We start from the raw sequence: 15286 nt of genomic DNA on the forward strand, positions 1-15286 counted from the left end.
AGGGATTCACAGTTGCCTTGCATCTGGCTTCATTTCTGCAGTCGTGGAATTATTGAGGATCAGCTTGAGTTGTCTTTAACAAAGTCAGCAAGTTGGCTGCTTTTGGTTTTACCAGCCAGAACTTGCGGCTGTAGTAATCAAACTCATGGCGGATCTTGTACGCCCAGGCACTACCCGTTTCTTGAATATGCTCATCTAAGATACGTGACAAGAACTCTTTGTGTTCTTCCATCGACTCTGTAGAAATACGGTTTAACTCGATCAGCTCATGGTTGTAATGGTCAACGAAGTCGTTGTCCAAATCAAGTACATAAGCAAAACCACCTGTCATCCCGGCACCAAAGTTGTGTCCGACTTTACCCAGTACCGTTACGATACCACCGGTCATATATTCACAGCAGTGATCGCCTGCGCCTTCAATCACAGCAAAGGCACCCGAGTTACGCACCGCGAAACGCTCACCTGCAGTTCCGGCTGCAAACAGTTTACCGCCAGTGGCACCGTATAGACAGGTGTTCCCAATAATTGCGGTATTCTGGGTCTGGAACGGCGAACCTTTTGGTGGGAAGATCGACAGACGACCACCAGCCATCCCTTTACCGACGTAATCGTTGGCATCGCCTTCCAGCTTGATGTGTAAGCCACCGGCATTCCAGACACCCAGGGACTGACCTGCAGTACCGGTCAGGTTCATTTTCACCGGATGGGCTTCCATACCGAGGTTGCCATAACGGCGGGCAATTTCACCAGAAATACGCGCACCGATTGAACGGTCACAGTTGCCAATGGTGTAATTAAATTCACCACCGGTACCGGCTTCAATGGCTGGCAGCATCTCGCTAACCATCTGCTCGGCCAATACACCTTTATCGAACGGCTCATTGCCCTGTACTTCACAGTACTGCGCCTTACCTTCCGCGGCAGGATGCGATTCCAGCAAGGCACTTAAATCCAGATGGGCATGCTTGTCGGTTTCACCCGGCAGGATTTCCAGCAAGTCTGTACGACCAATCAGGTCTTTCAGACTGGATACACCCAGCGCCGCCAGCCATTCACGGGTTTCTTCAGCAATAAAGGTGAAGAAGTTGATCAGCATTTGCGGCTCACCAATATAGTGTTCCTGACGCAAGTGATCCTGCTGCGTCGCCACACCGGTCGCACAGTTGTTCAGGTGGCAGATGCGCAGGTATTTACAACCTAAAGCAATCATTGGGGTAGAACCAAAACCGAAGCTTTCAGCACCGAGGATGGCCGCTTTCACCACGTCCAGACCGGTTTTTAAACCACCATCGGTTTGTACGCGAACTTTACCACGCAGGTCATTCACACGCAGTGCCTGATGTGCTTCAGACAGACCGAGCTCCCACGGAGAACCGGCATGGTGAATAGAAGAAAGTGGCGAAGCCGCTGTACCGCCATCATAACCAGAAATGGTAATGAAATCGGCATAAGCTTTCGCAACACCGGCCGCAATCGTGCCGACACCTGGCTCAGAAACAAGTTTCACCGACACCATCGCCTGTGGGTTCACCTGTTTTAAATCGAAGATCAACTGTGATAAATCTTCAATCGAGTAAATGTCGTGATGCGGTGGTGGCGAAATGAGGGTTACACCTGGTACAGAGTAACGTAAACGCGCAATGAGACCGTTTACTTTACCGCCCGGCAACTGGCCACCTTCACCTGGTTTTGCACCTTGCGCGACTTTAATCTGGAGGACTTCTGCAGAGGTTAAATACGCAGGCGTCACACCAAAACGGCCCGATGCAATTTGTTTGATTTTCGAGTTACGAATCGTACCGTAACGCGCTGGATCTTCACCGCCCTCACCCGAGTTTGAACGACCACCAATGGTATTCATGGCAATTGCAATCGCTTCGTGCGCTTCAGGTGATAAGGCACCTAAAGACATCCCGGCTGAGTCGAAGCGCGGTAAAATCTCTTCAACTGATTCCACCTGTTCCAGTGGAATCGAATTGTCTGTTTTCAGTTTGAATAAATCACGAATGGTCGCGATTGGACGCTTATTCACAATCTCGGCGTATTCTTTGAAATCGGCATAATTGCCTGAACGTACCGCCTTGTGTAAGGAGTTGATCACATCCGGGTTAAAGGCATGATATTCCTTGCCAAATACGAATTTCAGCAAACCGCCCTGATCAATTGGCTTACGCGCTTTCCACGCGGTATCGGCCAGTTTTTTCTGGTCATTTTCCAGATCAACAAAAGTCGCGCCCTGAATACGGCTTGGTACACCGCTAAAGCAGGTATTCACCACTTCGGCAGATAAACCGACCGCTTCAAACAGCTGACCACCACGATACGAAGCAACAGTTGAAATACCCATTTTTGACAGGACTTTCAGCAGGCCTTTTTCAATCCCTTTACGGAAGTTCGATTGTGCATAGACCGGATCACCGAGCAATTCACCTTTAGCCACCAGATCATTGATCACATCATAAGCCAGATATGGATAGATCGCGGTGGCACCAAAACCAAGCAACACTGCAAATTGATGCGGATCGCGGGCAAAACCGGTTTCCACAATCAGGTTGGCATCGGTACGTAAACCAGTATTAATCAGGTGGTGATGCACCGCACCAGTCACCATCACCGCATTGGCCGGCAGATAGCCTTCACGGATTTTCTTATCGGAAAGTACCAATAAGGTTTTGCCATCACGAATCGCTTGCGCAGACTGCTCGCAAATACGTGTGATTGCCGCTTCTAGACCTTCAGTTTCAGCATAGTTCAGGTCGATATCGGCAATTTCATAGCCTTTACGTCCTAAAGTACGAATCTGGTGCATTTTCGAGTTTGACAGTACCGGGCTGGAAATGATCAGACGATCAGCATGTTCCGGTCCCTGTTCAAACACATTTTGCTCACGGCCCAGACAGGTTTCCAGCGACATCACAATTGATTCACGTAACGGGTCGATTGGCGGGTTGGTGACCTGTGCAAACTGCTGACGGAAATAATCCGATACATGACGCACCTGACGCGACAACACGGCCATTGGGGTATCATCGCCCATCGAGCCAACCGCTTCCTGACCGCTTTCTGCAATTGGACGCAGTAACTGGTCACGTTCTTCAAAAGTGACCATAAACATTTTTTGTGCCGCTTTCAGGCCATCGCCTTTTAAGCCCTGATCACATAAATATTCTTCTAATTCCGGGCTGCCTTGAACGCGAATTGAATTTTCACGTAACCATTCACGGTAAGGACGCATTTTTTTCAGGTGCTGGTTTACATCACTGGTATCCAGCACTTTGCCAGTCATGGTATCCACCACCAGAATCTGACCCGGACCGACACGGCCTTTCGACACCACCTCTTCCGGTTCATAACCCCAAACCCCAATTTCAGAAGCCAAGGTGATGTAACCATTTTTGGTGATGACCCAGCGTGCCGGACGTAAACCGTTACGGTCCAACATACAGATGGCATGACGACCATCCTGAATCACCAGACCTGCCGGACCATCCCAGGCTTCCATGTGTTTCGAGTTAAATTCATAGAAGGCACGCAGGTCTGCATCCAGGGTTTCCACGTTTTGCCAGGCTGGTGGTACCAGCATACGTAGCGCACGGAACAAATCCATACCGCCACCCACCAGAATTTCCAGCATATTGTCCAGGCTGGATGAATCCGAACCGGTACGGTTCACAATTGGATTCAGCTCGGTTAAGCCCGGCAATAACGGGTTTTCAAATTTAGGGGTACGCGCCAGCGCCCAGTTACGGTTTGCCGTAATGGTGTTGATTTCACCATTGTGCGCCAGATAACGGAACGGCTGCGCCAGCGGCCAGCGTGGCAAGGTATTGGTCGAGAAACGCTGGTGGAACACCACGATATGTGACGCTAAACGCTCATCAGCCAGGTCGGTATAGAAGTCAGCAATCGCAGCTGGCATCATCAGACCTTTATAGCTGATCACAGTTGAGCATAACGTGGTCACATAGAAATACGGATCATTGTTGAGTTGCTGCTCGGCACGGCGACGCGCCAAAAATAATTTACGGTTAAATTCAACTTCAGTCACGCCAATCGGGCAGTTCACGATGACCTGTTCAAAGGCAGGCAAAGACTGCATGGCAATTGAGCCTAAGGCATCGTTATTGGTTGGCACTACACGCCAGGCAATGACTTTACAGCCTTCTGCTTCAATTTCTTTGGTCAATGTCTGTTTGGCATGCGCAGCTAAGGCCGGATCGAGGCTCAGGAAAATGGTGCCCACAGCAAACACTTCACTTAAGGTAATGTCACTTAAGCGTTTGGCTTCTTCACGGAAGAACTGCTTTGGCATGGCAAGCAATAGACCGCAACCATCGCCCGTCTTGCCATCTGCGGCAATACCACCACGGTGGGTCATACAACTCAAACTATGAATGGCGGTCTTGACGAGATTATGGCTTGCATCACCCTGCATATGGGCGATTAAACCGAAACCACAGTTATCTTTAAACTCATCCGGTTGGTATAAACCTTGAGCGGGAGCTACAGTATTAGGCGATGGCATGTGCATAGCGTACCCTTCTTTCAACGCGCCCTTGCTGGGCATTAACAATCTACTTTCTTTTGCGACCTGGTCCGACTGACTTAGCTTAAGATCCATGTTGAGCAAGTTCATTTCTCCTGGCTTTGATCTTGAGTGATCAAGATGACAAGCTGAGGAAAACCGTGACTGCCTTTACGCACTTAAATCAAGCATAAACATTTGACGATTTCGCACAATCATTGAATCTTTCTTGCTCCAAAATAGGGACATTAACTCAATTGATGCACCAATAATGCAAAAATGATGCCAACTTTATTGTGCTATTTTTAAATGACTTAATTTGGGCAAGTTTCAGTGAGAGCGGTGCGCTTTCAGGGAAGTTTCGCTTATTTTATACGCACTGTTTTTGTGCATATCTTTATTTTTATACACCAGCCTGCGCTATTTTAGAACGGCAGTTTAATTGAAAGGATCGCTAATTTCTTGTTCTGTGGTGGTGTTATTCGATGCTGGTGCAGGTGGAGCGACACCACTTTGTGATTTTTGCACATCCACTACGTTTCCGTCCTGATCACGGCGGGTTACGGTGGTGGTTGTGGTGGAGCGTTGCGGACTGGTTGCGCTCTGTTTTGGTGCAGCCAGCAGACTTTCATCAATTTTCGGCAGCGCGGCCGGCTTTAAAGCCACTTCATAGAGTTTATTGTTCAGGCTCACTTCCTCTGCACCCAGGTCATTCACAAACGGTAGATAGTCCATAAAGCTGGTCACCACCGGTTTGATCGATGCAGGTAATTGCAGCGCTAGCTGTTCTAAAGCACTTTGCGCCTGACTGGTATTTTTATAATTGCCATACAGCAACACATATTGCTCGGCGCGGTTTTCACCACTCAAGCGAATATAAAGAAAATTCTGGCGATCAGCCTGTTTTTTCAGAAAGCCCTTGATAATATCTTCTTCGCTCACGCGAAACAGCTCAATGGTCTGGTTTTTACGCTGCTCGGAGATAAATTTGGTGCCGCGAAATTCAGGCTCATGCAAACCGGAAGCGGTTAAACGCTTGGTTTGTTCCAGCGGTTTGACTTCGTCGATCAGGGCACCCAAATGCGCGGTTGCCGCGACTTTTGCCGGCTGAATCTGTAATTCAACTTCTGATTCCGGGGCTTTTTCGACTTCAACCAGCTCATCACGATCGTTAATGGCCCAGAAGATAATCGCCAGCAGCAGACACAGCGCACCACACACCAACCAGATGGAATTCTGAACACGTTGTTTGACGCTTTGTGATGCTGCTGCCATGGGATCCCTTATTTATGCTGCCTGATGCGCAAGAATAGACTGTTTCATTAATTCCGGATCAAATTCCCGGGTAATGATGGCCTGTCCCAGACGCTGCATTAATACCAGTCGCAACTGGCCATTCAGCACTTTTTTGTCATGGGCCATAAAACCGAGAAAATCATCCAACGGAATTTTAGGACATACTATCGGCAATTGGGCACGAGAAATGATTCTTTTTGTACGCTCAACATCGTCTGCAGAAATCCAGCCCATCCGATGCGATAAATCGGCAGCCATCACCATGCCGGTCGCAACCGCTTCACCATGCAGCCATTCGCCATAACCGAGATAAGACTCGATGGCATGACCAAAGGTATGACCCAAATTCAGCAATGCGCGTTCGCCCTGCTCTTTTTCATCATTGGCGACAATACGGGCTTTGTGCGCGCAAGAACGGTACACCGCTTCTGCCAGTAAAACCGGATCACGCGCCACCAAGGCATCCATATGCTGTTCTAGCCAGTCCAGAAACTCAATATCACCCAGCAGTGCATATTTAATCACTTCGGCCAGACCGGCAGACAGTTCACGATCGGGCAAGGTTTTTAGCTGTGACATATCGGCCAGCACCACTTGCGGTTGCTGGAAGGCACCAATCATGTTTTTACCTAGCGGATGGTTAATCCCGGTTTTCCCACCCACACTGGAGTCGACCTGAGACAGCAAGGTGGTCGGTACCTGAATAAAATACACGCCGCGCTGGAAACAGGCTGAGGCAAAACCGGCCATATCGCCAATCACACCGCCGCCGAGTGCCAGCACGGTACAATCGCGGTTAAACCCGGCCTCTAGCAGGGCATCAAAAATCAGATTGAGATGCTGAATATCCTTGTATTTTTCACCATCGGGCAAAATACATGTTGCCACCTGTTTACCCAGTGCTTCTATGGCAGTTTGATAGTGCTCTAAATACAAAGGCGCCACGGTACTGTTGCTCACAATCATGACTTGCTTGCCTTGAATATAAGGTTCCAGTAAGGTCTGAGGATTTAAATCACTGCCAATAAAAATCGGGTAACGGCGATCGCCGAGTTCAACATATAAGGTTTGCATGGTTTTAAAACACTATACTCAATTAAATTGATTTCTTCGCCACGATCACATTCAGGATTTTTTGCGCCAGATCACGGGCTGCACCCTGATTGGTTTCAATAATATGATGCGCCACCTCACGATATAATGGATCGCGTACTGCAAGCAAATCTTTCAGTTTCTGTTCAGGATTTTCAACTTGAAGGAGAGGACGGTTTTTATCGCGGTAGGTACGTTGCAGCTGGATTTCCACCGGGGTATACAGATACACCACAATACCACGCTGTTTGAGGAATTCACGATTCGGGGCCTGGGTGACTGCACCACCGCCGGTGGCAAGAACCAGTTGAGTACGAGAGGTCAGCTCGTCAATGACGGTGGTTTCACGGTGACGGAAACCACTTTCCCCTTCTTTTTCAAAAATCCAGGGAATGGTGGCCCCGGTACGACGCTCGATTTCATGATCGCTGTCCAGGAACTCGCGTCCGAGCAGCTCTGCCAAATGTCGCCCTACCGTGGTTTTTCCGGCCCCCATCGGCCCCACCAAATAGATATTTGGCAGGGCGTTAAACTCTTTGCTTGGCAAGGAGTCACCTATTTATTTTGTTAAATTGAAAATATATTAATGATTTCTTGAAACACTGTCATTAACAATTCGTGGTGTCACAAAAATCAGCAACTCAGTTTGAGTATTGGTTTTCACATTATTTCTAAACAAGTTACCCACCACTGGCAATTCCCCTAAAAATGGAACCCGCTCATTCTGGTTCTGCTGAATATCATCAAAAATACCACCGAGCACGACAGTTTCACCATCATTGACTAACACATTGGTTTCCAATTCATTGGTATTGATGAGATAACCTGCTTGAGTCAACTGCCCTACTGTATCTTTTTCAATTCTTAATTCCATTTGGACTTTTCCATCTGGAGTAATGCTTGGGGTCACTTCAAGTTTTAAGTTGGCGTCAACAAAACTTGTGGTTGTTCCAGATTCTGCACTCCAAGTCTGATATGGAATTTGATCACCTCGTAGAATATAGGCTTTCTGTTTATCGCCTGTCAGGACTTTAGGTGCAGACAATACTTCCCCATGCCCATCCGCCTGTAAAGCAGTTAACTCCAGATTCAGCATATAATCTGAAATTTTCAATAACCCAAAGTTAAATGTCCCCGCAGAGCCTGTACCTAAATCTACCCCCAAGTCAAAGCTTGGTTGGAAGTCTCCTCCCCATACCGGGCGATTATTTAATTTATTGGCACTCCAGCGAATCCCCAACTCACGGGAAAAGTCAGTTTGAGCGGTAACAATACGAGCCTCTACCATGACCTGCTTGACCTGAACATCTAGCAAATCCACCATATTTCGAATTTTATCAATAAAGTCTTGAGTATCATTCACAATTAAGGTATTGGTACGGGCATCAATCGAAACTGACCCTCGAGAACTCAATAAACTTTCTCGCCCATCATTACTGCCTGATCCGCTAGAGTTTGAGGCGCCTTTATTCTGAGTAATCAGTTTCTCGATATCAGCAGCCTTGGCATAATTTAACTGAATATATTCGGTTTGCAGCGGCGCCAGCTTGACGCTTTGTGCAATCGCTTTGGCTTCTTCTTCTTCGGCCTTGATCAGCTCTGCGACGGGTGCAATCCAGATCACATTGCCATTACGGCGTTTATCCAGATTTTTGGTTTTTAAAATAATATCCAGCGCCTGATCCCACGGCACATCTTTGAGACGTAAGGTGATATTGCCTTGTACTGTATCGGCGGCAACCATGTTAATTCCGGTAAAATCAGCCAGTAACTGCAGCACACGACGCACTTCAATATCCTGGAAATCTAAAGAAATCTTTTTGCCGGTATAGCTTTGTGCTGCACGCGGTTTGAACGGGTTCTTATCTACCGGACGTTTCAGACTGATGGTCAGTTTATTTTCTGCCTGGTACGCCATGTATTCATAGCTTCCCGCAGACTGAATGGTAATTACCCCATTACCGCCATCATTTTGTGCATCAATGGTAGATACCGGGGTGGCAAAATCATTGACGTTTAAACGGCGTGCCAGATGTGCAGGAATTTTATTGCCCAAGGTACGGACAATAATTTTACTGCCTTGCTGTTGTACATCGACCGGGGTGTTGCTGCCTGCCAGGTCAATTACCACCTGACCTTCCCCTTCTGCACCGCGCTGAAAGCCGATATTCGATACACCTTGAGCCGTCTGCTGTACCGTCACTGGCGTTACGGCTGCCTGAGTGCTGTTAATTTTAAGAATAAAAGTATTGCCTTCAACACGGGTAGTAAAAGCACCCGCTTCAGCCAGATTAACCGTTAAACGTGCACGCTGGGCATCGGAACTGACATCAACCGAGCTGGCTTCCCGAGTCGCAACCGGAATGCTGGCCTGTTTTAAGGTCTGCTGGGCTTTATCAAAATCCAGCACCAAACGTGATGGCTGCTCAAGCTGATAGGCTGCAGGCTGAGGTGGCAAGCCATTGAACATGACACGAATTTCAGTACCTTGTCCTGGAATTTGCATTGGTACAATATTGGTAATGCTGACCTGCGCATTGGCCACTTGCATGACGGCCATCGCAACAGCGCCCATTGAAAACTGACGGAACAAATTGTTCATTGTAATGCCATCCCCAAAAATAAAATCTTTCACAGTATTATTCATTTTTATTCCTTTAATTTATGGCGCCGGCCCAATCAGTACTAGACTTCTTGGACGTTCAACATACCCTTCGCGACCATCTGGAATAATCTCAATTAAGTCAATTTGTGTCGGTGTGATATTGATGACCCGACCATGATTCAAGCCCATATAGCTGCCGCGCTGAATCCGTTCAATTTCCCCATCTGGAGTTTGAATCAGGGCCAGAATCTCGCCGCGTTGCCCGCGCATGCTACCTTTCATGCTTAAGGTTTCCAGTGCATAGCTTTCTAAAGGCTGCAACTGGCGCGACAGGTTTGGATAAACCCGTTTACCCGCCATAATTTTCAGCTCGGCCGCCAGAGAACTTGGCATAAACGGGCTTTTCAGCTGATGTGCTGCATAGTTAAATACAGGTGCCGGCTCAAAAGTCGGTGCCGGTTCAATCGGTAACGGCGGCTGATTACGGATTTCTGCCATTTGTGTATTCACGGCATCAATACGTGAATCACAGCCTGCAGCCAGTAGGCCCAACACCAGAACCAACGAAAGTTTTTCAAATTTCATCATTGTGCTGCTCCTGTGGCTGGAGTCGTGCTATTCCCGGCCTGTGCATCGGTATTCCCGACATAGCGATAGGTCTTGGCTTTCGCGACATAGGTAATTTGTGGAATATCGGTTTTCTTTTCCTTGTTTTCACCGGCAGTAATAGTGAAATCATGCATGGTCACAATTCGCGGTAAAGCGGCTGTACCGCTCACAAAAGAACCAAAAGCATGATAATCACCGGTGGCTTCAATCGAAATTGGCTGCTCGATAAAGAACTCTTGCTTGATTTCATTTTCCAGACGGATATTTTTAAATCTTAAGCCTGAATTCACGCCCGTAACGTTGACATCTTCAACCAGACCTGGAATTTCGGTTTCTTTTGGCAACTGTTGTAGCTGCTGGTTAAAGTTGGCTTCCATTTCCTGTAACTGTGCCTGATATTGCTGCAAGTTACGCAGTTTGGAATCTTTTTCACGAAACTCATTCAGCAGGTTCTGCTCTTGTGCACGCGCATTGGAAATTGCATCCAGCTTCGGCTTGATGGCCAGGAAATAGCCCAGGAAGGCAATTAAAATAATAATAAAGATCCAGATGGTCAGCTTGACGGAAAACGGCCAGCTGCCATAGTTATTCGGATCTAAGGTATTCCATTGCTGCAGGAATTTATCCAGCGTCATTTTTTTCTTTGGCGCAGCAACAGGATCCTGATTCATTTCTTCATATTGATCGAGACTCATTGTACTGCCCCCGCTGTTGCTTGAGTACCAGACGCAGGTGCTGTGCCTGGAAGTGCAATTTCATCCAAATCTGCCGTTACCACGAAGCTGCCATAGCTTTCTTCTACCCGTGGAACAACCGAACTTGGTGCCTTGTTTTTATTTTCTTCAACGGCCAAGAAAGAATTCATGAAGGCGTTACGATACCATGGCGATGCTTCCAGATTACGCAGGAACTCTGCTACCGTGTTTGGACTTTCGGCCTTGCCTTCAAAGGTAAATTTATTGCCAATACGAGCCACTTTGGTCAAATACATGCTACTTGGGGTAACGCGGACCAGCTCATCGACCAAACGTACCGCGACCGGACGCTGACTTTGCAGACCCTGAATCAGCTTCATGCGCTCGACAATGGCATTACGCTGCTCTTGCAGACCCTCCAGCGACTTTAACTGTACATCCAGATTCTGATTGGTACTGATCACCAGCTGATTGGCCTGTTCCTGATCCTGCAGTTTATGGTTGTAATAGAACCATGCCAGCGTGACGGCCAGCACCCCAATTAATGCAGCCCCAATACAAACCGCAATAAATTCTTTTTTTCGTTTTTCTCTTAGCTCATCACGCCAAGGGAGTAAGTTAATTTTTGCCATTAATCAAAACTCCTCAATGCCAAGCCACATGCCACCATCAATGAAGAGGCATCGCTTTCAATTCTTTTAATATCAATTTTGGAGGAGAAACCCATCTGTAAAAACGGATTGGCAATGGTGACGCGGTAACCCAGTTTTTGCTGTAGTAGCTTGGCCAGGCCTGGAATATTGGCATTCCCACCGGCCAGCAGAATATGGTCAATTTCATTAAACTGCGATGAGGAGAAGAAGAACTGCAGCGAACGTGCCGCCTGCTGCACCACCGCCTCAAGGAATGGCTCCAACACTTCAATATCATAATCATCTGGCAAGGTACGGCTTTTCTTGGCGCGGCCGGCTTCTTCAAAGGACAGACCATAACGGTTCTGGATTTCCTGGGTCAGCTGCTTGCCACCAAAGACCTGCTCGCGGGTATAGATAATTTTATTGTCTTTGAGTACCGACAGCGTGGTCATAGTATGACCAATGTCTAACACACCAATGGTATTTACCCCCATCGGCAAGGTATCGGCGAAGACTTTAAAGGCATTTTCAATGGCAAAGCTTTCGACATCTGCCACTTTTGGGGTTAAACCGGCCAGTTCAATCGCTTCACAGCGACTCTCGACATTTTCCAGTCGTGTCGCCACCAGCAAAACATTGACCCGGTTTGGATTGGCCAGACGATCAGGCAGCACCTCAAAGTCCAGGCTAACTTCATCTAATGGGAAAGGAATATATTGCTCTGCATCCATCCGGATTTGAACTTCACGTTCGTCATCCGTCATATCGGCATCCATCTCAATGGTCTTGCTAATTACCATTGAGGTTGGAATCGCTAAAGCGGCAGCTGTTGTCGGTGTATTGGCCAAATTAAAGGCACGCTCGAGCGCATCCCCTACAGCTTCAGGATTCAGAATATTTTTCTCAACCACACTGCCCTCTGGGAGCGGTACCAAGGCGTAACTTTCCACCCAGTAACGATCATTCTTTACAGAGAGCTCCAATAACTTAACAGAAGTAGAACTAATATCTACACCTATTAACCCCTTACTCGGTTTACGATATAACCTGCGCACAATAAGTTTTTCCTATTATTTTTTTATCCCCAAAAAAAATGCCATTCACTAAGTTGCTTTGTGGTCTATATTTTTGTACGGATACAATAACTCATCTAACAATCCGTATGGGTAAAGGCTATACTGACCAGCAATTAGTTTGCCATTAGCTCTTATTAAAACTTACTTGTTATGAAAAAGCTATCTTGTTCGGGCCGTGTTCATCCATTTTTTTTGCTCATAATTATTGTGTTAGTTTCCATTCCGATGGGTTTTTATGGCATGTATCTCTATATTGCCCCATCTTTGCCGGAAATGACCACTCTAAAAAAAGCGCCTCTTTTGAAGCCTTTACAAGTTTATAGCACGGATAATCAGTTAATTGCAGAGTATGGTGGCAAACTTTCTGTACCTGTCGAGTACAACCAGATTCCCGAAAAGTTTATCTATGCCTTTTTAGCGGCTGAAGATTCGGCCTTTTTCGAACATAGCGGCATCAGCTTTAAAGGCCTAGGCCGTGCGGTGAGTGAAGCGGTGACCGGTTCTAATGTGCAAACCGGTGGCTCGACCATTACCATGCAGGTGGCCAAGAACTATTATTTAAGCCCGGAACGCACTTTAAGACGCAAACTGACTGAAATTTTTCTAGCCCGAAAAATTGAACAGAACCTGTCCAAAGAAGAAATTCTGACCCTGTATGTCAATAAAATCTTTCTCGGTAAAAATGCTTACGGGATCGCGGCAGCAGCCAAAATTTACTATAACAAAAGCTTGGAAGAACTGAGTATTGCGCAAATGGCGATGATTGCTGGTCTGCCAAAAGCGCCATCACGTTACAATCCAGTGGTCAATCCGGAACGTGCCTTAGAACGTCGCAACTGGATTCTGGGCCGGATGCTGCAACTCGGTTATATCAACCAGAATGAATATCAGGGTGGGATTGCCGAGCCAATTAACCTGGATATGCCGGATCGCAGTATCAGTAATATTCACCCCTATGTTGGGGAAATGGTCCGAGCTGAACTGGTCAAAAAATTCGGCAAGCAGGCGGTTGATTCTGGTTATAAGGTTTACACCACCATTGACAGTAAACGTCAGGCTTATGCCGAACAGGCGGTGCAAAATGGTCTAGAAGCATATGACCGCCGTCATGGCTGGCGCGGTGCCGAAGCGCATGACCAGCCACTGAGTGACTTTCGTGCCTTTGCCAACACCTATCCCGCACAAGTCACCAAAGTCCTGAACAATTCTTTTGAAGCTCTGATGCAGGATGGTTCTACCGTCACTGTCCCGTGGTCTGGCATGTCCTGGGCGCGTCCCTATCGCAATGCCAATAGTGTTGGCGCAGCACCAAACCGGGCAGCTCAAATTGTCAAAGTTAACGATATTGTCCGTTTACGCCCCAACCAGAACAAAAGTTCCTGGTCACTGGTGCAAGTTCCCAAAGTTCAGGGGCAGCTGATTGCAATTAACCCAAACAATGGCGCGATTGAAGCCATTGTCGGCGGTTATAACTTTTATCAATCGACCTTTAACCGTGCCTTGCAAGGCTGGCGCCAGCCAGGCTCAATTATCAAACCCTTTGTTTATGCGATGGCGCTGGAACGCGGCATGACACCGCATACCATGGTGAATGATGCGCCAATTACCATTGGCAAATGGTCACCACGTAACTCGGATGGCCGTTATCTGGGCATGATTCCTTTACGCCGTGCGCTGTATTTATCTCGAAATACCGTTTCAGTCCGCTTACTTCAAACCGTCGGTCTGGACCGTACCCGCCAACTATTTATGGATTTTGGCTTGCAGGAAGACCAGATTCCACGTAACTACACCATTGCCTTAGGTACGCCACAGGTGCTGCCGGTGCAGATGGCCACCGGCTATGCCACCTTTGCCAATGGCGGTTATCGGGTACAACCGCATTTTATTCAGCGTATTGAAGATGCGTATGGCAAAACCATCTATCAGGCCAATCCTGAATATGCCTGCATTGCCTGTATCAGTGAAGATGAAAAAAATCCTGAAACAGCTGAAGTAAAAACGCCAGATGATGAAGTGATTGAAGTCACCAATCAGTCAATCCAAACTGCAGATGCAGCGCCAGCCAACAAGATTGAACGCAGTCAGTATCGTCAGGCACAGCGTATTTTAAAATCCAGCTCGGCCTATGATATGGCCAATATTCTACATGATGTGATTCAGTACGGTACCGGACGCGCTGCCCTGCGTATTGGCCGTAATGATATTGGTGGAAAAACCGGAACCACCAACGATGCCAAAGATGCCTGGTTCGCCGGCTTTAATGGTAAACTGGTGACCATTTCCTGGGTCGGTTTTGACCAGCCAACGACTTTGGGTCGTCGTGAATATGGCGGTGTCGCAGCCCTGCCGATCTGGACCGAGTTTATGGGTAAAGCCCTGCAAGGTACACCGGAAGCCTGGGTCAGTCTGGACCGTAAAGGCAACCAGCTAAGCCGCGATAGTGCCAGCAATGACAGCATGGACCAGGAGTTGCAGCAGCGCTATCGTTCATCACCGCCATTGGCCCGTCCGCTGTATCGTCCTGCGCCGGCACCGGTCGCGCCTGCGCCACAGCATGATTTTGATGATTTGCCGGGTGAGGAAATCCTGATTCCGGATGAGGCGACTCCACCACCAATGCAGCCTCAGCCACAGCAACCGGCACAGCCGCAACAACCAGCGCAAAATCAGCAGCAGAATTCTCGCCCTGATGCGATTGAAAACCTGATTGATGAAGTCTTATAAACGCACAACAAAAAGCCCTCAGTTGA

The 15286-nt window shown here is 47.7% G+C and carries 10 protein-coding genes; 1 reads left to right on the top strand and 9 read right to left on the bottom strand.

Going from position 1 to position 15286, the window contains the following annotated elements; translation table 11 throughout:
- Positions 1 to 49 precede the first annotated feature (49 nt).
- The 9 genes from gltB to GA693_RS10740 form a co-directional block, all read right to left on the bottom strand.
- Complete coding sequence (gene gltB, locus GA693_RS10700; RefSeq protein WP_160240903.1) at positions 50 to 4525, bottom strand: glutamate synthase large subunit; 4476 nt, start codon at positions 4523 to 4525, stop codon at positions 50 to 52.
- Positions 4526 to 4963: 438 nt separating this feature from the next.
- Positions 4964 to 5800 carry a hypothetical protein gene (locus GA693_RS10705; protein WP_160240902.1) on the bottom strand — a complete coding sequence of 279 codons (837 nt, stop codon included), beginning with the start codon at positions 5798 to 5800 and terminating at the stop codon, positions 4964 to 4966.
- A gap of 12 nt (positions 5801 to 5812) precedes the next feature.
- Positions 5813 to 6895, bottom strand: coding sequence for a 3-dehydroquinate synthase (gene aroB, locus GA693_RS10710; RefSeq protein ID WP_016658450.1), 1083 nt, complete (start codon positions 6893 to 6895; stop codon positions 5813 to 5815).
- Between the two features lie 22 nt (positions 6896 to 6917).
- On the bottom strand, positions 6918 to 7460 hold the full coding sequence (gene aroK / locus GA693_RS10715) for a shikimate kinase AroK (RefSeq protein ID WP_075167858.1): 543 nt from the start codon (positions 7458 to 7460) through the stop codon (positions 6918 to 6920).
- A gap of 36 nt (positions 7461 to 7496) precedes the next feature.
- A complete protein-coding gene (locus tag GA693_RS10720) occupies positions 7497 to 9560 on the bottom strand; it encodes a type IV pilus secretin PilQ (RefSeq protein WP_160240901.1) in 2064 nt (687 codons plus the stop codon).
- 15 nt (positions 9561 to 9575) lie between these two features.
- A complete protein-coding gene (locus tag GA693_RS10725; RefSeq protein WP_104489345.1) occupies positions 9576 to 10103 on the bottom strand; it encodes a pilus assembly protein PilP in 528 nt (175 codons plus the stop codon).
- The gene (locus GA693_RS10730; RefSeq protein ID WP_005180513.1) at positions 10103 to 10822 is read right to left on the bottom strand and encodes a type IV pilus inner membrane component PilO; all 720 of its coding nucleotides are present in this window, start codon (positions 10820 to 10822) and stop codon (positions 10103 to 10105) included. The genes GA693_RS10725 and GA693_RS10730 overlap by 1 nt, the downstream gene beginning before the upstream one ends.
- A complete protein-coding gene (locus tag GA693_RS10735) occupies positions 10819 to 11454 on the bottom strand; it encodes a PilN domain-containing protein (RefSeq protein WP_005180516.1) in 636 nt (211 codons plus the stop codon). Before GA693_RS10735 ends, GA693_RS10730 begins: the two co-directional genes overlap by 4 nt.
- Positions 11454 to 12512 carry a pilus assembly protein PilM gene (locus tag GA693_RS10740; RefSeq protein WP_104505685.1) on the bottom strand — a complete coding sequence of 353 codons (1059 nt, stop codon included), beginning with the start codon at positions 12510 to 12512 and terminating at the stop codon, positions 11454 to 11456. The genes GA693_RS10735 and GA693_RS10740 overlap by 1 nt, the downstream gene beginning before the upstream one ends.
- A 171-nt stretch (positions 12513 to 12683) precedes the next feature.
- On the opposite strand from GA693_RS10740, the gene ponA reads away from it, so the two are divergent.
- Positions 12684 to 15260 carry a penicillin-binding protein PBP1a gene (gene ponA / locus GA693_RS10745; protein WP_160240900.1) on the top strand — a complete coding sequence of 859 codons (2577 nt, stop codon included), beginning with the start codon at positions 12684 to 12686 and terminating at the stop codon, positions 15258 to 15260.
- Positions 15261 to 15286: the final 26 nt, after the last annotated feature.

This window comes from Acinetobacter indicus (assembly GCF_009914475.1).
In the GTDB taxonomy this organism is placed as follows: domain Bacteria; phylum Pseudomonadota; class Gammaproteobacteria; order Pseudomonadales; family Moraxellaceae; genus Acinetobacter; species Acinetobacter indicus.